General features: G+C 67.7%; 16 protein-coding genes and 1 tRNA gene. 6 read left to right on the top strand and 11 right to left on the bottom strand.

Annotation, left to right across the window (positions count from 1 at the left end; genetic code table 11):
• Positions 1-76: 76 nt before the first annotated feature.
• Entirely contained in the window at positions 77-886 is an 810-nt protein-coding gene (locus ACZYX4_RS10590) for an alpha/beta fold hydrolase (RefSeq protein ID WP_463875624.1), read from the top strand.
• Between the two features lie 173 nt (positions 887-1,059).
• Here the strand turns inward: ACZYX4_RS10590 and ACZYX4_RS10585 are convergent.
• From ACZYX4_RS10585 to ACZYX4_RS10540, 10 genes are all read right to left on the bottom strand, one after another.
• Positions 1,060-1,136 (bottom strand) — tRNA-Pro (locus tag ACZYX4_RS10585).
• Positions 1,137-1,302: 166 nt separating this feature from the next.
• A complete protein-coding gene (der, locus tag ACZYX4_RS10580; RefSeq protein WP_463875623.1) occupies positions 1,303-2,853 on the bottom strand; it encodes a ribosome biogenesis GTPase Der in 1,551 nt (516 codons plus the stop codon).
• Positions 2,850-3,530 (bottom strand): lysophospholipid acyltransferase family protein, encoded by a 681-nt coding sequence (locus ACZYX4_RS10575; RefSeq protein WP_463875849.1) that lies wholly within the window; start codon positions 3,528-3,530, stop codon positions 2,850-2,852. The genes der and ACZYX4_RS10575 overlap by 4 nt, the downstream gene beginning before the upstream one ends.
• 79 nt (positions 3,531-3,609) lie before the next feature.
• A complete protein-coding gene (gene cmk, locus ACZYX4_RS10570; protein WP_463875621.1) occupies positions 3,610-4,338 on the bottom strand; it encodes a (d)CMP kinase in 729 nt (242 codons plus the stop codon).
• On the bottom strand, positions 4,338-5,447 hold the full coding sequence (locus ACZYX4_RS10565) for a prephenate dehydrogenase (RefSeq protein WP_463875619.1): 1,110 nt from the start codon (positions 5,445-5,447) through the stop codon (positions 4,338-4,340). Before ACZYX4_RS10565 ends, cmk begins: the two co-directional genes overlap by 1 nt.
• A 2-nt stretch (positions 5,448-5,449) precedes the next feature.
• On the bottom strand, positions 5,450-6,730 hold the full coding sequence (locus tag ACZYX4_RS10560) for a pseudouridine synthase (protein ID WP_463875617.1): 1,281 nt from the start codon (positions 6,728-6,730) through the stop codon (positions 5,450-5,452).
• A gap of 111 nt (positions 6,731-6,841) precedes the next feature.
• Positions 6,842-7,555: an SMC-Scp complex subunit ScpB gene (gene scpB / locus ACZYX4_RS10555; protein WP_463875616.1), complete on the bottom strand. Its 714-nt coding sequence runs from the start codon at positions 7,553-7,555 to the stop codon at positions 6,842-6,844.
• The gene (locus ACZYX4_RS10550) at positions 7,552-8,400 is read right to left on the bottom strand and encodes a segregation and condensation protein A (protein WP_463875615.1); all 849 of its coding nucleotides are present in this window, start codon (positions 8,398-8,400) and stop codon (positions 7,552-7,554) included. The genes scpB and ACZYX4_RS10550 overlap by 4 nt, the downstream gene beginning before the upstream one ends.
• Before the next feature lie 8 nt (positions 8,401-8,408).
• Positions 8,409-9,308, bottom strand: coding sequence for a ParA family protein (locus ACZYX4_RS10545; RefSeq protein ID WP_463875614.1), 900 nt, complete (start codon positions 9,306-9,308; stop codon positions 8,409-8,411).
• Positions 9,309-9,586: 278 nt separating this feature from the next.
• Positions 9,587-10,948, bottom strand: coding sequence for a cation:dicarboxylate symporter family transporter (locus tag ACZYX4_RS10540; protein ID WP_463875613.1), 1,362 nt, complete (start codon positions 10,946-10,948; stop codon positions 9,587-9,589).
• A 137-nt stretch (positions 10,949-11,085) separates the two neighbouring features.
• Here ACZYX4_RS10540 and ACZYX4_RS10535 point away from each other — a divergent pair, with 137 nt between their 5' ends.
• Positions 11,086-12,777 (top strand): sensor histidine kinase, encoded by a 1,692-nt coding sequence (locus tag ACZYX4_RS10535; protein ID WP_463875847.1) that lies wholly within the window; start codon positions 11,086-11,088, stop codon positions 12,775-12,777.
• On the top strand, positions 12,774-13,493 hold the full coding sequence (locus ACZYX4_RS10530) for a response regulator (protein WP_463875611.1): 720 nt from the start codon (positions 12,774-12,776) through the stop codon (positions 13,491-13,493). Before ACZYX4_RS10535 ends, ACZYX4_RS10530 begins: the two co-directional genes overlap by 4 nt.
• A gap of 15 nt (positions 13,494-13,508) precedes the next feature.
• On the opposite strand, the gene ACZYX4_RS10525 is transcribed toward ACZYX4_RS10530, so the two are convergent.
• Positions 13,509-15,407 carry a propionyl-CoA synthetase gene (locus ACZYX4_RS10525; RefSeq protein WP_463875609.1) on the bottom strand — a complete coding sequence of 633 codons (1,899 nt, stop codon included), beginning with the start codon at positions 15,405-15,407 and terminating at the stop codon, positions 13,509-13,511.
• A gap of 176 nt (positions 15,408-15,583) precedes the next feature.
• Here ACZYX4_RS10525 and ACZYX4_RS10520 point away from each other — a divergent pair, with 176 nt between their 5' ends.
• From ACZYX4_RS10520 to prpB, 3 genes are read left to right on the top strand one after another with little or no spacing between them, the layout of a single operon-like run.
• Entirely contained in the window at positions 15,584-16,225 is a 642-nt protein-coding gene (locus ACZYX4_RS10520) for a GntR family transcriptional regulator (protein ID WP_463875607.1), read from the top strand.
• 29 nt (positions 16,226-16,254) lie between these two features.
• Positions 16,255-17,775, top strand: coding sequence for an MmgE/PrpD family protein (locus ACZYX4_RS10515; RefSeq protein ID WP_463875605.1), 1,521 nt, complete (start codon positions 16,255-16,257; stop codon positions 17,773-17,775).
• Positions 17,776-18,678 carry a methylisocitrate lyase gene (prpB, locus tag ACZYX4_RS10510; protein ID WP_463875603.1) on the top strand — a complete coding sequence of 301 codons (903 nt, stop codon included), beginning with the start codon at positions 17,776-17,778 and terminating at the stop codon, positions 18,676-18,678.
• Positions 18,679-18,718 lie beyond the last annotated feature (40 nt).

The raw sequence follows: 18,718 nt of genomic DNA, 5'->3' as shown, positions 1-18,718 counted from the left end.
GGAAGAAGCCGAGATGTTTGGTACCAGGCCGCAGGATCTGACGGTCGAAACACGAAGCAGACTGCCCGGCCGTTTCGTGGAGCTTCCGGCAGGCGTCACCCACTACGAACTCCGGGGCGACGCGGACGCCGAGACGGTCGTGCTCATCCACGGCAACGCGGCTCCATACATCACGTGGGACCGGACAGTTGGGCCTCTGTGCGACGCCGGATTCCGCGTGCTCCGATACGACCTCTTCGGTCACGGCTTCTCGGACAGGCCGAGACTGCCGAGCTATGACCGCCACTTCTACAACGTTCAACTCGCGGAGTTGCTGGACCGTCTCGGCATCGCGTACCCAGTCCGCGTGGTGGGGACGTCCCAAGGAGGAAGCATTGCCACCTGCTTCGCTGCCGAAAATCCAGGGGCGGTCGGCCGCCTCGCCCTGCTGGCACCCCTCTTCGACGAACTTCCCGGATCCGGGCGTGTGCTCTACCGGCTCATGGTGACGCCGATCGTTGGAGAGGTTCTCCTGCGAGTGGTGGCTGACCGCAAGCTGGCCGACCTCTCCGATGCCGTCGTGTACGCCGACACCAAGGCTGAGCTCCAGCCCCGGGTGACAGAGCAGTTCCGCTACCGCGGCAAGCGGAGGGCAATGCTGTCCAACCTCCGGGGCGACGCGTTGAAGGACGCAACCTCCTGCTACCGGACCATCGGGAACCAAGCGATCCCGCTGCTGCTCACCTGGGGGACACTCGACCAGAAGATTCCTCGGGAATCGATGAGCAGGCTGCGAGATCTGCTGTCCGACATCGAGTACCACGAAATCGAGGGCTCCGGACACTTGGCACACTATGAGTTCCCGGACCGCATCAACCCGCTCCTCATCCCATTCCTGAGCGGCTGACAAACACCCGGGGCACGCCCCGCCCCGCCCCGCCCCAGGTTCCACCACCTGCAACCAGCCACCTGCGGGTGCACGGCCGGACCGGCGAAGCGTGTCACCAGCCGCGAGGTGAACGGCCGCCGACAACAGAAAACCCCGCCATTCCCTGGTCGGGAATGGCGGGGTTCTTCTGCTGGTCGGGCTGACAGGATTTGAACCTGCGACCCCTTGACCCCCAGTCAAGTGCGCTACCAAGCTGCGCTACAGCCCGTTGGTTCCGCCGTTCTCCGCTCACGATGCCATTCTCCTGGGTATCCAAAAGATTTCATCTGAGCAGTCCGGCCGAACCACCTCCAAAAGCTTACACGATTCCGGAGGGTGCCCGTGACACTTCGAGCATGTCACGGGCACTTTTTCCCTCGGCGGGCGGTCCGGAATTAACGCTTCTTGCCGCGCTTTTCCCGCACACGCATGTTGACCTCGATCGGCGTGCCCTCGAACCCGAAGGTTTCACGGAGCCGGCGGGTGATGAAGCGGCGGTAGCCCGGGTCCAGGAAGCCGGTGGTGAAGAGCACGAACTTCGGCGGACGGCTCGAGGCCTGGGTGCCGAAGAGGATGCGGGGCTGCTTGCCGCCGCGTACCGGGTGCGGGTGTGCGGCGACGAGTTCGCCGAGGAAGGCGTTGAGCCGTCCGGTGGGAATGCGTTTGTCCCAGCTTTCCAGTGCCGTGTCCAGGGCCGGGACCAGCCTGTCCTTGTGCCACCCGGTCAGCGCCGAGATGTTGACGCGCGGCGCCCAGGCCACGTGGGCCAGGTCCTGCTCGATTTCACGCTCCAGGTAGGTGCGCCGTTCGTCGTCCAGCAGGTCCCACTTGTTGAACGCGAGAACCAGGGCACGGCCGGATTCGATGGCCAGCTGCAGGATCCGGACATCCTGCTCGCTGAGCACTTCGTCCACCGCGAGGAGCACGACGGCGACCTCCGCCTTTTCCAGCGCGCTCTGCGTGCGCAGTGAGGCGTAGAAATCGGCGCCCTGGGCCATGTGCTGGCGGCGGCGGATACCGGCGGTATCCACAAAACGCCAGGTGCGGCCGCCGAGTTCGATGAATTCATCCACCGGGTCACGCGTGGTGCCGGCGGTGTTGTCCACGACAACGCGCTCGGAACCGGCCAGCTTGTTCAGCAGCGAGGACTTGCCCACGTTCGGACGTCCGATCAGGGCGATGCGGCGCGGACCGCCGGAGCGCTCCAGGCCTTCGATCGTGGAGAACTCGGGAAGAGTGTCTATCACGTGGTCCAGCAGGTCGGCGACGCCGCGGCCGTGCAGTGCCGAGACCGGGTACGGTTCGCCGAAGCCGAGGCCCCAGAGCGTGGCCGAGTCGGCTTCCTGCGCGAAGTCGTCCACCTTGTTGGCCACCATAATGACCGGCTTCTTGGACTTGCGGAGCATCTTCACGACGGCTTCGTCCGTGGCGGTTGCGCCGACGGCGGAGTCGACGACGAACAGCACGGCGTCGGCGAGTTCCACGGCCATCTCGGCCTGTTCAGCGACGCGGGCGTGGATGCCGCGGGCATCATGCTCCCAGCCGCCGGTGTCGACCACGGTGAAGTTCCGGCCGTTCCAGGTGGCCGAGTACATCACCCGGTCACGCGTGACGCCGGGGGTGTCTTCCACCACGGCTTCGCGGCGGCCCAGGATGCGGTTCACCAGGGTGGACTTGCCCACGTTGGGCCGGCCGATGATGGCCAGGACCGGATCCAGCTTGACCGGGCCGTCGAAGTCCTCATCGTCGTACTCGCCGCTCAGGAGGGCGGCGTCGTCTTCGTCCAGATCGTAGTCGTCCAGGCCGGCCCGGAGGGAGGCCGCGCGGACCTCGGCTTCCTCATCGTCCAGGGCGGCGAGGTGCTCGGCCACCTGGTCCGTGCCGGTGGGCGTGTATTCGTCTTCGCCGGCGCCAAATTGGCCGGAGGTTTGAGTCGTATCGCTCATTGCACTTTCCTTATGGGGTGATCTGCCGGCGTCCCGGCTACTGCTACATGACGTTCTTGCGGGGAATCCGCGTCGGGCAAGGGCTGCCCTGTTCTTTGGATCGAGTCCTGGACGTGGCGGGCCAGCGCGGCGCGGATCTCGGTTCCGGCCCTGTCCATTGAAACACGCCCGGTCTCGCCGGGCCTGCGGCTGACGTTGAGGGCTCCGCCGAAGCTGACGTGCAGCCGCCGGCGCAGCCGGGGAACGGCGTCGAGGTGTTCGCCGCCCGTCCGGGTCCCGAGGATGGCCACGGGCACCACTGTCGCACCGGAGTTCAGCGCGAGCCAGGCCACGCCTTTGTTGATGGCGGAGGCTTCCCCGCTCCCCCGTGTGCCTTCGGGAAGAATGCCGACACACCGTCCGGCGTCGAGCACGCTCTTGGCCGCGAGGAGGGCCGCCCGGTCACCTGTGCGGTCCACCGCCAGCTGTCCGGAGGCCCGCAGCACGCGGCCGAGGAAGCCGGTGAACATTTCCTTCTTGACCAGGATGTGCATGGCGCGCGGGGACGCCCCGAACATTACCGGTCCGTCCAGGAAGCTGATGTGGTTGCCGGCGAAGATCACCGGACCCGCCGCCGGCACGTTCGACCGCCCGGTGACCGACGTCCGGTAGAGGACGTTGTTCAGGGTCCAGCCCACGGGCCGGCTCCAGATGGTGCTCCAGCGGGCGGGCAGTTCTGCCCGGGCCGGGGACGGAACAGCCGGCTGCTGCCCGGCGTCACTCACGGTGGAGGCCCTGATGGTTGACGATGCCGTTCACGATGCTGAGGGCGGCGTCGACGGTCCCGGCGAAGTCGAGCTCCGAGGAGTCCAGCGTCACCACGCCGTCGGCGGCCCGGGTGAAGTTCACCACAGTCGAGTCCTTCGCATCGCGCCCGGTGACCTGCGCTGCGAGCTGTTCGGCGTTCTGGCCGCCGCCGAGCTGGATCCCCCGGCGGCGCAGGCGCGCCTCTTCGCTCGCAGTGAGGAGCATCCGCACCTCGGCGTGGGGCGCGACGACGGTGGTGATGTCGCGGCCTTCGACCACCATGCGGCGGTGGTGCTTTTCGATCAGTTCCCGCTGCCGGCGGATCAGTTCGGTGCGTGCGCCGAGGGTGGTGGCGACGGCGCTGACGGCGGCGGAGATCGCCGGATCGCGGATCGCGAGGGTGACATCGGCGCCGCCGACCAGCACGTATTCCTCCACCGGGCTTGTGCTGATCACCAGCGGGAAGCTCTTCGAGGCGGCCTCGACGGCGGCGCCGTCGTCCAGGTCCGTGCCGCTGTCCAGGCAGAACCAGGTCAGGGCACGGTACATGGCGCCGGTGTCGAGGTAGGCCAGTTTGAGCCGGCGTGCCACCTCTTTGCTGACGCTGGACTTGCCCGATCCGGACGGACCGTCGATGGCGACGACAAGGCTCTTCCCGGGGCGGAGGACGTCTACGGTGTCGATAAGTTCCTGGGTCATTACTGGAGTACCCGCCATCCACGGTCATTGAGGGCTTCGATGAGCAGTTCGTGCCTGTTCGGCAGCACGGAGATTTCCACCATGCCCACGTTCTGGCCCGAGGAGTGGTCCAGCCTGAGGTCCTCGAGGTTGACGCCGATCTCGCCGATCTCGGTCAGCAGCCTGGCGATCTGTCCCGGCGTGTCATCCACCAGGACCGTCAGCCAGGAGTATGCCTGCGGGGGTCCGCCGTGCTTGCCCGGGATGCGGGCCTGGCCGGCGTTGCCCTCGCTGATCAGCTGGGCAAGGTCGAGCCGGGCACCGGGCGCTGTCGGGTTCTCAAGCGTCCCGATAAGCCGGTTGAGGTCCTCGCGGAGGCCGTGCAGGATCTCCACGACCTGGTCCGCGTTCGCGCCGAGGATCTGCACCCACAGGGTCGGATCACTCGCCGCGATCCGGGTGACGTCCCGCAGGCCGTTTCCGGCGAGGGACAGCGCGTGCAGGGGGGTGCCCTGCAGCCTGCTGGCCACGAGCGAGGACACCACCTGCGGCACGTGCGACACAAGCGCCACGGCCTCGTCATGTTCCTCGGCCCCGAATTCGGACACGACGGCGCCAAGATCCCCGGCCAGCGCGCGCGCTGCCTCCAGGGCCCGGGGCAGGGTCTCCTCCGAGGGGCACAGGACCCACGGCATCGAGGTGAACAGCTCGCCGCGGGCCGCGACGGGTCCCGACTTTTCCCGGCCGGCCATCGGGTGGGTGCCCACGTAGCGGCCGAGGTCAGCGCCCCGGGCGCGGAGCTCGGCCTGGATGCCTGCCTTCACGCTGGCGATGTCCACGACGGTGGCCGCCGGGTAGTCCTTCAGGGCGCGGTCCACCACGTCCGCCGTAACATCCGGCGGTGCGGCGACCACCACGAGTTCCGGCTGCCCGCCGTCAAGGCGCGCCAAGGGCAGGCCCGCGCCGATGTCGACGGCGACGGCCTGGTTGGTGGGCGAAGGGTCGGAGAGGAAGACTGCCACTCCGCGGCCCCGCAGCCCCAGGCCAATGCTGGTGCCAAGGAGCCCGGTCCCCACGACCACCACCGGACCGTTGAGGTGGCCGCGGCCGTGGGTGCGAAAGGCGGACATGCCTAGAGCCCTACGGATGCCAGCAGGTGGCCGACTTCCTGCTTGCCGAGGTTGCGGATGCTCCCCTGGCGCTGGTCCCCCAGGCCGATGGGTCCGACCTTCACCCGGACCAGGCGCAGCACCGGGAACCCGACGGCGTCGAAGAGACGACGGACGATCCGGTTCTTGCCCGAGTGCAGCACGACTTCGATCAGCACGTGGCCCGGGGTGGAGTCCACCAGTTTGAAGGAGTCAACCGACGCGATGCCGTCCTCGAGCTCGACGCCGGCCTTGAGCTCGGCGCCGATGCCCTGCGGGAACGGCCCGCGGACCTGCACCAGGTAGGTCTTGGGGACTTCGTAGGAGGGGTGCGTCAGTCGGTTGGCGAGTTCGCCGTCGTTCGTCAGCAGCAGCAGCCCCTCGGTGGACACGTCGAGGCGTCCGACGTGGAACAGGCGTTCGCCGTGGCTGTTGCGGACGAAGTCGCTGATGCAGGGACGGCCGTCCGGGTCTTCCATCGTGGAGACAACGCCCTTGGGCTTGTTGAACACCATGTAGACCATGTTCTCGTCGAGCTGGATGCGCAGACCGTCCACGTGGATCACGGCGGTTTTCGGGTCGACGCGGACGCCGAGCTCGGTGACGACCTGGCCGTCGACTTCAACACGGCCCTCCGCGATCATTTCTTCGCAGACACGCCGTGAGGCGACGCCGGCCGAGGCCATGACCTTCTGGAGGCGGATGCCGTCCTGGTCGTGCATGTCGGACTGGGGCACCTCGGCGCGGGGGCCGCGCTTGCGGGCCGGCTTGCGCACGGGCCCGAGGTTCTGGCCGAAGCGTTCGCTGCCGAAGGCGCGGGGGCCTGCGGCCTTGGGGGCGCCGGTGCGCGGCTTGGGCTTGAGCGCACCGGGGGTGCCGGGGGCCTTGCCGAAACCGGGCTTGCGGGCGGCGGCTTTGCGGGCGGCCTCCTTGCCGGAGGGCGCTTTGGACTTCCAGTCGCCGGAAGCCGCCCGGCCTGCCGGCGGCGGCGTGCCGTCGGGACCCTGCAGGTCCGGATCGATGAACGCCTCTTCGCGGGGCTTGGGGTGCTTGAAGGGGCGGTCTCCGCCGCCCTTGAAGCCTGCTCCCCCGCTGCGGCTTCCGCCGCCCTGTGCGCCGCGGCCTGAGCCGCCCTTGTAGTCGGCTCCGCTGCTGCGTCCCGAGCCGCCCTGTGCGCCGCGGCCTGAGCCCTGCGCTGAGCTTTGTCCGGCACTGTTGCGCCCCGAACTGTTACGTGGTGAACCCTGGCGTCCCGCCTGTGTCATGACCCGTCCTTCGTTTGTTGGCCAACGGCCGCTGTCTCCCGACAACACCCGCCTGCCGGGGCAGAAAGCTTCTGCCCTGGTGGATATTCGTGCGCAGGAAGTTGTTCCTGCCTACATTCTTGCTGCGTCGTAAAACTCTTCGATGCCTTCCAGTCCCGGAAGATGGGGTGAAAGTTGCGGCAATTCCGCCACCGAGCCGATTCCCATCCGCTCCAGGAAATACGACGTCGTGCGGTAGAGGATGGCCCCGGATTCAGGATCTGTCCCCGAGTCCTCGATCAGCCCCCGCTGCGTCAGCGTCCGCACGACAGAGTCAACATTGACTCCTCGAATTGCAGACACCCGCGCCCTTGATACGGGCTGGCGGTAAGCGATGACAGCGAGCGTTTCGAGCGCCGCCTGCGTCAGCCTGGCTGTCTGTCCCTCAAGCACGAATCCGCCGACGATATCGGCGAACTCACCGCGCGAATAGATCCGCCAGCCTCCGGCGATATTCCGCAATTCAAAGCCCCGGGGGGTGGCACTGAAACCGTTGAAACTTCCGTCGCGCACATCCGGGGCATTAACAGTATAGCCGTTATACTCCCGCTGCAGTTCCGCGAGCAGTTCCTCGACGACGTCGACGGTCAGGTTCAGCCCGGCGGCGAGCCCGGCCGCCGTCGCCGGCTCGTCGATCACCATCAGGACGGCTTCAAGGGCCGCCCGGGCTCCGCCGGGGAGGCTGCCGGAGTCGGCGGCGGCCTGTCCGGCTGCCTGTCCGGCTGCCTGTCCGGCTGCTTGTCCGGCTGCTTGTCCGGCTGCTTGTCCGGACCGGGTCTCGTTCACGGCTGCTCCTCATATTCTTCGCTCAGATTGTCGCTGCTCCAGGAACCGCCGCCGGCGGCCCAGCGGACCGTCAGGTCCCCCAGCGGCAGCAGCTGTTCGAAGGCCACCGCATCGTCCCGGAACAGCTCCAGCAGCGCCAGGAAACGTGCCACCACCACGAGGGTGGATTCGGCGTCGGCGATCAGCGCCCGAAAGGTCAGCGGGGCGCCGCGCTGCAGCCGGAGGCCCATCAGTTCGGCCTGCTCCCTGACACTGACAGGGGTGCCGTGGAGGTGGGCGAGGCCAATCTCGGTGGGCGCGGCGTTCCTGGCGTTCAGGGCCTTCCCGGCCAGGGCGGCGAACTGCTGGGGGGTGTGCTTCCAGAGCAGCTCCGGAAGCAGCGCCGCGAAGTGCCCTTCGAGCGCGACCTGCCGCGGATACCGGCGGCCTTCGAGCTCGAGGGTGGAACCCATCATGCCCGCGACCTGCTTGAACGCCTTGTATTGCAGGAGCCGCGCGAACAAGAGGTCGCGGGCTTCCAGCAGGGCAATGTCGCCCTCATCCTCGACTTCGCCGGCGGGCAACAGCCGGGCCGCCTTGAGGTCGAGCAAGGTCGCGGCGATGACGAGGAATTCGCTGGCTTCATCAAGGGCCCATTCCTCGCCCAGGTTCTGCAAACGCTTGATGTACTTGATGAACTCATCGGTGACGGTGGACAGCGCCACCTCCGTGATGTCCAGCTGGTGCTTGGAGATCAGGCCCAGGAGGAGGTCGAAGGGGCCGGTGAAGTTGGCCAGCCTGACCTCGAAACCGGGCTTCTTCCCGGCCGGCGAAAGCTCCGCCGCCGGAGCGGCTGTCGCTGCCACGGCCCTGACTAGGGCGCGCCGCCGCGCGAGATCAGTTCTTTGGCCAGGTTGCGGTAGGCGTCGGCGCCGATGTGGTTGCCGGCGTAGCTGGTGATCGGCTCGGCAGCGACCGTGGCGTCCGCGAACTTGATGGACCGCTTGATGACGGTTTCGAAGACCTTGTCGCCGAAGGCCTCCACCAGGCGGGAGATCACCTCGCGGCTGTGCAGGGTGCGGGCGTCGTACATGGTGGCAAGGACGCCGTCGACCTGAAGCCGGGGATTCAGCCGGTCCTGGACCTTGTCGATGGTCTCCACCAGCAGCGCGACGGCGCGCAGCGCGAAGAACTCGCAGATCAGCGGGATGATGACCCCGTGGGAGGCCGTCAGTGCGTTGACCGTGAGCAGGCCCAGCGAGGGCTGGCAGTCGATCAGGACCACGTCGTAGTCATCCTCGACCTTCTTCAGGGCCCGGTCCAGCACCTGTTCGCGGGCGACCTCGTTGACGAGCTGGACCTCCGCGGCGGAGAGGTCGATGTTGGCCGGGAGCAGGTCCAGGTTTTCCACGCCGGTTTTGTGGATGGCGTCGCGGATGTCGACCTTGCGGTCCATCAGGACGTTGTAGACCGTGAGGTCCAGCTCGTGCGGGTTGATGCCCAGGCCTGCTGAGAGGGCACCCTGCGGATCGAAGTCCACGACGAGCACACGGCGGCCGAATTCCGCCAGCGCGGCCGCAAGGTTGATGGTGGAGGTGGTTTTCCCCACCCCGCCCTTCTGGTTGACCATGGCGATGACCCGCGCGGGACCGTGGGATGACAGCGGTGCCGGCTCCGGAAAGTCGCGTTGGGGGCGCCCGGTGGGGCCCATGACGGCGTCTTCCAGATCGAGTCCGGTGCCTTCCAGAGTTGCTGAACCCTGTTCGCTGCTCACGTATCTATCCACACTTTCGATGACGGTGATGGTCGTGCCTGGTGATTGTCGTGCTTGATATTGCTGCCGCTGGGCGTCCAGCGCCGGTCTTATTCCTAACAAGGGTACAGCGCCCGACACGGTATTCCGCGGATCGTGACAGCGGCCACTCTGTGAGCCTCAACCTTCTGGTAGAAGTCGAAGGTTCTTGTTTCGGCGCGAAAAACCGCCCGGACGCTTGCGGGCGTCCGGGCGGTCAGTGGTCGTTCAGTGGTCGTTCATGCGGGCGCTGGAACAGCTCAGGCGTTGGCCAGGACGGGCTGTGCCGGTGCCGGTGCCGGCGCTTGCTGGGGTGCGCCGTGTCCGGCGATCATGGTCTGCTCGTCGAAAGGTTCGCTTCCGGAGAGGACCCGCTCGACCTGGGCGCCGTCGATCTCCTTGACCCAGGTGCCGATCAGGACGGTGGCGACGGCGTTGCCGGTGAAGTTGGTCAGGGCGCGGGCCTCGGACATAAAGCGGTCGATGCCGACGATCATGCCGACGCCGCCGAGCAGTTCCGGCTTGTGGGCCTGCAGCCCGGCAGCCAGGGTGGCCAGGCCGGCGCCGGTGACACCGGCAGCGCCCTTGGAGGCGATGATCATGAAGATCAGCAGCGAGACCTGGGCGCCCAGATCCAGCGGGGTGCCCATGGCGTTGGCGACGAACAGGGAAGCCATGGTCAGGTAGATGGCGGTGCCGTCGAGGTTGAAGGAGTATCCGGTGGGGACCGTGACGCCCACAACGGGCTTGGACACACCGAGGTGTTCCATCTTCGCGATCAGGCGGGGCAGTGCGGCCTCAGAGGACGAGGTGGAGAAGATCAGCAGGTATTCGCGGCCGAGGTACTTCATCAGCCGGAAGATGTTGAGGCCGGCGACGACCTTGAGCAGGCCGCCGAGGATCACCACGATGAACAGGGCGCAGGTGATGTAGAAGGCGATCATCAGGGTGGCCATGCTGAGGATGGCCTGCATGCCGGTGGCACCGACGACCGCGGCGATCGCGCCGAAGGCTCCGATCGGGGCCAGCCACATGATCATGATCAGGACGCGGAACACGAGGGCCTGGGCGTAGCCGATGGCCTTGAGGATCGGCGCGCCCTGCGTGCCCATCTGCTGGAGGGCGAAGCCGACCAACAGGGCGGCGAGCAGGGTCGGCAGGACCGGGATGTCGCCGGGGATGATGCCCAGCAGGAACGCGACTGTGCTGTCCGTGGCGGCCTTTTTGTTCGGGTCGTAGGGGGCGAGCTTGAGGCCCTCGCCGGGGTGGATCAGGTTGCCGACGACGAGGCCGATGGCGAGCGCGAAGGTGGACATCACCATGAAGTAGCCCAGGGCAAGGCCGCCGACCTTGCCGACCGTGGCCGCCTTGGCGATGGACCCGATGCCCAGCACGATGGTGCAGAAAATGACCGGGCCGATCATCATCTTGATGAGTTTGATGAACCCGTCACCCAGCGGCTTGAGGGACTTGGCGAACTCGGGGAACATCAGCCCGACCAGGGCGCCGAGGATGACGGCCGCGATGACCGCGATGTAGAGATAATGGGACTTGTCGATTCCCTTGCGCTTCTTGACCGGCGTCGCGGCCGATGCCGCTGACTCTCCTCTTCGAGAGGCCATGGTGTTCTCCTTGGATAGGCTGGACGTCGGTGCGGCACAGGCTGTGGGCGCATCATGTCCGTTCTGCGTGTTCCACCATCATTGGGGATGCAGTGACGCGCATCACCGTTGCGTTCATATTGGTCATGGAAGGTGTGATGATCCACCACTGGAGCATCGCCAGACGGCTGTTTGTGGCCCATCTGCTCTTTATGCTGACCCTCACCGCGATCGTCGGGACGGCCACGTTCGTTGATGCGCGCGATCACGCCTACGACGAGGCCGGCCGGCGGATGGCCGCCGTCGCGACCGCGGTGGCGGACAACCCCCTCGTCCTGGATGCGGCGGACGCCGCGGATCCCACCGCCCTGCTGCAGCCGTATGCCCTGAAGGTGGCCAGGGACGCGGACGCGGACTTCATCACGATCATGGCGCCGGACCGCACCCGGTGGACCCACCCCCGGGACGAGGAAATCGGCAAGCGGTATATCGGCTCGATCGAGGCCGCCCTGGACGGGCAGGTGTTCACCGAGATTACGGCCGGCACCCTCGGCCCCTCGGTGCGCACCATCGCCCCCGTCCTGGACGCGGACGGCACGGTGCGGGCGCTGGTTGCGGCCGGCGTGACCGTGCGCACCGTGGACATCGCCGTCTCCGGCAGGCTTCCGGCGCTCGTGGCCATCGGACTCGCCCTCCTGGCGGGCGGATCGGCGGCGTCCTGGCTGCTGGGGCGGTACCTGCGGCAGGTCACCCGCGGCTGGGGACCGGAGCAGCTGGCCCAGCTCTTTGCCTACTACGAATCGGTCCTGCACTCGGTCCGCGAAGGTGTCATCCTGATCGATTCCAAGGGCAAGGTGGTGATGTACAACGACCAGGCCGCCGAACTGCTGGGGCTCACTCCCCGCGCGCCCGACGGCGGGAGAGCACCTGCCGACGGCGTCGGGCGGCAGGTGGCGCCGTCACTCGCGGAGCTGCCGCTGGCCCCCAGCCTCAGGGAGCTGTTCGAGTCAGGCCGGACCGCCCTCGATGAGATCCACCTGACCGGCCCGCGGATCCTCGTGGTGAACCAGCGTCCGGCTGTCGGCCCCGGTTCCCCGGGCGGGCGCAGCAGCGCCGCCGTTTACGGGACCGTGGCCACGATCCGCGACCGCACCGAAATCGAGTCACTCGGCAGCGAGCTGGAGACCATGCGCACCCTCTCCGATGCCCTGCGCGCCCAGACCCACGAGCACGCCAACCGGCTCCACACGATCGTTTCCCTGCTGGAACTGGGGCGCGGCACCGAAGCCCTGGCCTTCGCCACCCAGGACCTCGAGCTGAGCCAGCGGCTGACCGATGATGTGGTGGGTTCCCTCGAAGAGCCCGTGCTCGGTGCGCTCATTATGGGCAAGGCCGCGGAGGCCCACGAGCGCGGCGTCGAACTGACCCTGAACACCGCGGGGACCGGGAGCGGCCCTGCCGGCGTGTCCGGGCTGGCCGTACAGGACCTCGTGGCGATCCTGGGAAACCTGCTGGACAACGCCATCGATGCCGCGGCCGAGGCCCCGGCCCCGAAACTCGTCGAGCTCACGGTCGAATCGTCCGCCGGGGCCCTGGAGATCACGGTGGAGGACAGCGGGCCGGGGATCGATCCGCAGGCCGTCGAGGATATCTTCCGGCACGGCTTCAGCACCAAAGCCCCGGGGCCGTACGGGCGGGGCCTCGGCCTGGCACTGGTCCGCCAGGCGGTGCTGCGGCTCGGGGGTACCATGACAATCACCAGCCCGGCCGGGGCGCTGTTCCGTGTCACGCTGCCGACGTCGCCGGCGGCAGCGCCGCAGGCCTCACTGACCAGCAAGGGACAGCAATGAGCGACATCCGTGTACTCGTCGTCGAAGACGAGCCCATCGCAGCGGCAGCCCACGCCGCCTATACCGGCCGGCTGGAGGGATTCACGCTGGCGGGCACGGCCCCGGACGGGCAGTCAGCGCTCCGGCTGATGACGGACTTCGCGGCGGCGGGTACACCGGTGGATCTGGTCCTGCTGGACATGAACCTGCCGGACCTGCATGGCCTCGACATCGCCCGGCGCATGCGTGCCGCCGGCCTGTTCGCGGACATCATCGCCATCACCGCCGTCCGGGAACTGAACATCGTCCGCAGCGCGGTGGCCACCGGCGTGGTGCAGTACCTGATCAAGCCCTTCACCTTCGCCACCTTCGCGGACAAGCTCACCAGCTACCGGCTGTTCCGGGAGCAGCTGGCCTCCCCCGCCGCCGGGCACACCGGTCCCGGCGCGTCGCAGAGCGACGTGGACCAGGCCTTCGCGAGCCTGCGGGCGCCCTCGGAGCTGCCCCTTCCCAAGGGGCTGGCCGTCTCCACGCTGGAATCGGTGCAGGACTTTCTGAAGCTGCAGTCCGGGGCCGTGTCGGCCAGCGAGGTGATGGACGCCCTGGGGATGTCCAGGGTGACCGCACGGCGCTACCTGGAATACCTCGCCGACGCCGGCACGGTCACCCGGACCGCGCGCTACGGCGCGCCCGGCCGGCCCGAGAACGAGTACCGCTGGACCCGGACGGCGTCGTAAACGCGGCCGGTCCCGTCACTCCCGGGCGGTGGGCCGCAGCATTCCGATGAGCTGTTCGATCACGCCTGCGTCCTCGATCGTGGAGGGCACCACGTAGTCCTCGCCGTCGGCAATCTGGCGCATGGTCTTGCGCAGGATCTTGCCGGAGCGGGTCTTGGGCAGGGCATCCACCACGGTGACGTGCTTGAAGTCGGCGACCGCACCGATGTCGCGCCGGACCAGCGCGATGAGGTCCTTGACCAGGATCTCCTCGGGCACATCGACCCCTGACTTCAGCACCACGTAGCCGCTGGGACGCTGGCCCTTCAACGGGTCCGCGAGTCCGATCACGGCGCATTCGGCAACGGCCGGGTGCTGGCCGATGACCTGTTCCATGGCGCCGGTGGAGAGGCGGTGGCCGGCGACGTTGATGATGTCGTCGGTGCGGCCCATCACGAAGAGGTAGCCGTCCTCGTCCCGGTAGCCGGAGTCGCCGGTGGCGTAGTAGCCCTCGAACGCCTGCAGGTAGGAGGAGATGTAGCGGTCGTCGTTGCGCCAGAGCGTCGTCAGCGTGCCCGGCGGCAGCGGAAGTTCCAGGACAATGTTGCCCTCCGTCCCGGCCTCGACGTCCTCGCCGGCTCCGTCGACGATGTTCAGCTTGAAGCCGGGCATCGGCACACTGGGCGAGCCCGCCTTGATCGGCAGGCCGTCGAGCCCGCGCGGGTTGGCGCAGATGGCCCAGCCGGTCTCGGTCTGCCACCAGTGGTCCACCACCGGGACGCCGAGGATCCGGGAGGCCCAGTGGAAGGTGTCGGTGTCGAGCCGTTCTCCGGCGGCAAACAGGGTGCGCAGGCTGGAAATGTCGTATGCGCCGAGCAGCTTGGCTTCGGGGTCGGCCTTCCGGACGGCGCGCAGGGCAGTGGGCGCAGTGAACAACACGTTGACCTTGTGGTCCTGGATGACACGCCAGAACGCCCCGGCGTCGGGCGTGCCCACGGGCTTGCCTTCGTAGAGGACGGTTGTGGCGCCGGCCAGCAGCGGGCCGTAAACAATATAGGAGTGCCCCACCACCCAGCCGACGTCGGAGGCGGTCCACATCACGTCGCCGGGTCCGATGTCGTAAATGTTCTCCAGGGTCCAGCTGAGCGCCACGGCATGGCCGCCGTTGTCCCGCACGACGCCCTTGGGGGCGCCGGTGGTTCCCGAGGTATAGAGGATGTACAGCGGATCAGTGGCCTTGACGTCAACCGGCGCGGCGGGCGCGGCGGAGGCCATCTCGGTGTCCCAGTCCAGCCAGCCGGCGTGGTCGGCCACCGAGGAGGCGAAGCCTTCGCGCCCCTTCACCAGGACCGGGGTCTCCGGCGCCCCGGCCAGGCCGAGGGCTTCCTCGACGGCGGGGAGGTATTCGATCCGGCGCGAGGGTTCGATGCCGCCGGAGGCCGTGACCACCGCGGCGGGGGCGGCGTCGCGGATGCGGGCGGCGAGTTCCTTGGGGGCGAAGCCGCCGAAGACGACGGAGTGTACTGCGCCGAGCCGGGCAGTGGCGAGCATGGCGATGGCCGCCTCGGGGATCATCGGCATGTAGATCACGACTCGGTCGCCCTTGCCCACGCCGTGGCTGCGCAGGACCCCGGCGAACCGGGCGACAAGGTCCGTGAGCTCCGCATAGCTGAAGCGCTGCTGCGTGCCGAGCATGGCGGAGTCATAGATCAGGGCGTCCTGCCCGCCCCTGCCCTCCTCCACGTGGCGGTCCAGCGCGTTGTAGGACGTGTTGAGCACGCCATCGGGGAACCAGCCGTACAGCGGCTCCCTGCTGGAATCCAGGGCAAGCTGCGGAGGAGTGGTCCACGAGATCTTCCCTGCGGCTTCCAGCCAGAATGCTTCGGGCGTATCCAGGCTGCGCGCGTAGCTGTCCCGGTAATTCTTGCTAACCATGAAAATTGAGTCCCGTCCACGACGATGTGATGGTGCTCATGGTAGCCCTGTCCGGGCTCACGACACAAGACTCATGTATACAAAGATCTCAGCGCTAACCCCAATCCAGCGAAAATGCTGGGCAAAATGAACTTCCGTGTATACACTGGACACCGTCAGCCAACGAAGGAGTCAGGATGCGCGCCAGCGACAAGGCCTATGCGGCCCTGCGCGACGACATCATCGAATGGCGCCTGGCGCCAGGCACGGTACTCGCCGAAGTGGAGCAATCCGAGCGGCTCGGCATCTCCCGCACCCCGCTGCGGGAGGCCCTAAGCCGACTCACCGCGGAGGGCCTGACGACGACGGCGGGCGGCCGCGGCGTCGTCGTCACCGACATCTCGCTGGAGGACATCGACGAACTCTTCGAGCTGCGCGAGACCCTTGAGGGCAAGGCAGCGGCGCTGGCCGCCGAACGCGGCGACGCCGCCACCTTCGAACAGCTCCGTAAAGAACTGTGCCGGGCCCCGTCGCTGATCAGCGGCGGGGATCCTGCCCGGCACGACTACTACGGGCTGGTGGGACGGCTGGACGCAGCCATCGACGCCGCGATCCACAACGCCTACCTCGCCCAGGCGATGCGCAGCCTGCGTGTCCACCTGGTCCGGGTCCGCCGGCTGGCGGCCGACGACGCCGACCGGCTCACCGCTGCAGCCGCCGAGCATGCCGCGATCGCCGAGGCGATCGCCGCCGGCAACCCGCGGCTGGCGGAGGCCGCCACCACACTCCACCTGCACCGCAGTCTTTCCCACGTCAAAGCCACGCACACACCTCAATAACACGCATACACATCAATAAAAGGAGCACCATGGTCAAGGAACATCACGTCCGCGTTTACAAGAGCGAGGAAAACCTGCCCCGCGAGGACCAGCTCGCCTTCAAGATTGCGCAGGTGGCCGCCGATCCCGTCGCCGTCTCCGACGAGGTCACCGACATGGTGATCAACCGGGTGATCGACAACGCCTCGGTGGCGATTGCCTCGCTGAACCGCGCACCGATCGTCGCAGCCCGCGCGCAGGCCCTGACCCATGGCCCCACCACCGGCGGCAAGGGCTCGAAGGTCTTCGGCATCGAAGAGCGTGTGGCCCCCGAGTGGGCTGCCTGGGCCAACGGCGTCGCTGTTCGTGAGCTCGACTACCACGACACCTTCCTGGCGGCGGAATACTCCCACCCGGGCGACAACATCCCGCCGATCCTCGCCGTGGCCCAGCACGTGGGCTCCAGCGGCCAGGACCTGATCCGCGGCATCGCCACCGGCTACGAGATCCAGGTCAACCTGGTCAAGGCCATCTGCCTGCACAAGCACAAGATCGACCACGTTGCGCACCTCGGCCCCTCCGCCGCCGCCGGCATCGGCACGCTGCTGGGACTCGATGTCGAGACCATCTTCCAGTCCATCGGCCAGGCCCTGCACACCACCACCGCCACCCGGCAGTCCCGCAAGGGCGAGATCTCCACCTGGAAGGCCCACGCCCCGGCGTTTGCCGGCAAGATGGCCGTCGAGTCCGCGGACCGGGCCATGCGCGGCCAGACCTCCCCCGTGCCGATCTACGAGGGCGAGGACGGCGTTATCGCCTGGATGCTGGACGGCCCCGATGCCTCCTACACCGTGCCGCTGCCGACCCCCGGTGAAACCAAGCGCGCCATCATGGACACCTACACCAAGGAGCACTCGGCCGAGTACCAGGCGCAGGCCTGGATCGACCTGGCGCGCAAGCTCCACGGTGGGCACCCGGAGGTCACCGACCCGGCCAACGTGGAGTCCGTGCTGATCAAGACCAGCCACCACACCCACTTCGTGATCGGCTCCGGCGCCAACGATCCGCAGAAGTACAGCCCCACGGCCAGCCGCGAAACACTGGACCACTCCATCCCGTACATCTTCACGGTCGCCCTGCAGGACGGTGCCTGGCACCACGTCGATTCCTACGCCCCGGAACGCGCCACGCGCCCGGACACCGTGGAACTCTGGCACAAGGTCACCACCGTCGAGGACCCGGAATGGACCCGCCGCTACCACTCCCTGGACATCGCGGAGAAGGCCTTCGGCGGCACCGTTGTCATCACGCTCAAGGACGGCACAGTCATCACCGATCAGATCGCCGTCGCCGACGCCCACCCGCTGGGCGCCCGGCCGTTCGCACGGGAACAGTACGTGAACAAGTTCCGCACCCTCGCCGCCGGCCTCGTCGCCGAAGCGGAAATCGAACGCTTCCTGGCCGCCGCCGCCCGCCTGCCCGAACTGGCCGCCGGCGAGCTGGACCAGCTCAACATCCAGGCCGCCGACGGCGTGATCGACCTGGCCGCCGCACCGAAGGGACTCTTCTAAATGCTGTACTCGAAGGTCACTCCGGAGCAGAAGCGGATCCGCTTCCGCGAGCTCCTGGCCTCCGGGACGATCCAGCAGTTCCCGGGCGCGTTCAACCCGCTCTCGGCCCGGCTGATCGAGGAAAAGGGCTTCGCCGGGGTCTACATCTCCGGCGCCGTCCTGGCCAATGACCTGGGCCTGCCCGACATCGGGCTGACCACGCTCACCGAGGTGGCCACCCGCGCCGGGCAGATCGCCCGGATGACGGACCTGCCGAGCATCGTCGACGCCGACACCGGCTTCGGCGAGCCGATGAACGTGGCCCGCTCGGTCCAGGAACTCGAGAACGCCGGCCTCGCCGGCCTGCACATCGAGGACCAGTTCAACCCGAAGCGCTGCGGCCACCTCGACGGCAAGAACGTGGTGGACCTGGACACGGCCACGAAGCGCATCCGCGCGGCGGCCGATGCCCGGCGTGACCCGAACTTCCTGATCATGGCGCGGACCGACATCCGTGCCACGGACGGCCTGGCGGCAGCGCAGGACCGCGCCAGGGCGCTCGTGGAGGCCGGGGCGGACGCCATCTTCCCGGAGGCCATGAAGGACCTCAGCGAGTTCCAGGCGATCCGGGATGCCGTCGACGTGCCGATCCTGGCGAACATGACCGAGTTCGGCCAGAGCGCCCTGTTCACGGTGGAACAGCTCGCCGGCGTCGGCGTCAACATGATCATCTACCCGGTGACCCTGCTCCGTAGTGCCATGGGCGCTGCGGAGCGTACGCTGGAAACGATCAAGGCTGACGGTACCCAGGAGGCCCAGATCGGGAACATGCTGACGCGGGCGCGTCTTTATGACCTCGTGGACTACCAGGCGTATAACAGCTTCGATACCGGGGTCTTCAATTTCCAGATCCCGGGTCAGTAAGCCCCGCATCGGACTTCCGGCTCCGGCCGGTTCAACAGGC

It is taken from the genome of Pseudarthrobacter leeuwenhoeki, assembly GCF_055412885.1.
This window is presented reverse-complemented; position numbering and strand designations above follow the sequence as displayed.

What these genes read in the sequence shown, in the direction of transcription:
- der (WP_463875623.1), bottom strand. Translation starts at nt 2,853, where the DNA reads ATGAGCGATACGACTCAAACCTCCGGCCAATTTGGCGCCGGCGAAGAC.
- cmk (WP_463875621.1), bottom strand. Translation starts at nt 4,338, where the DNA reads ATGACCCAGGAACTTATCGACACCGTAGACGTCCTCCGCCCCGGGAAG.
- ACZYX4_RS10565 (WP_463875619.1), bottom strand. Translation starts at nt 5,447, where the DNA reads ATGTCCGCCTTTCGCACCCACGGCCGCGGCCACCTCAACGGTCCGGTG.
- ACZYX4_RS10560 (WP_463875617.1), bottom strand. Translation starts at nt 6,730, where the DNA reads ATGACACAGGCGGGACGCCAGGGTTCACCACGTAACAGTTCGGGGCGC.
- ACZYX4_RS10540 (WP_463875613.1), bottom strand. Translation starts at nt 10,948, where the DNA reads ATGGCCTCTCGAAGAGGAGAGTCAGCGGCATCGGCCGCGACGCCGGTC.
- ACZYX4_RS10535 (WP_463875847.1), top strand. Translation starts at nt 11,086, where the DNA reads ATGATCCACCACTGGAGCATCGCCAGACGGCTGTTTGTGGCCCATCTG.
- ACZYX4_RS10530 (WP_463875611.1), top strand. Translation starts at nt 12,774, where the DNA reads ATGAGCGACATCCGTGTACTCGTCGTCGAAGACGAGCCCATCGCAGCG.
- ACZYX4_RS10525 (WP_463875609.1), bottom strand. Translation starts at nt 15,407, where the DNA reads ATGGTTAGCAAGAATTACCGGGACAGCTACGCGCGCAGCCTGGATACG.
- ACZYX4_RS10520 (WP_463875607.1), top strand. Translation starts at nt 15,584, where the DNA reads ATGCGCGCCAGCGACAAGGCCTATGCGGCCCTGCGCGACGACATCATC.
- ACZYX4_RS10515 (WP_463875605.1), top strand. Translation starts at nt 16,255, where the DNA reads ATGGTCAAGGAACATCACGTCCGCGTTTACAAGAGCGAGGAAAACCTG.
- prpB (WP_463875603.1), top strand. Translation starts at nt 17,776, where the DNA reads ATGCTGTACTCGAAGGTCACTCCGGAGCAGAAGCGGATCCGCTTCCGC.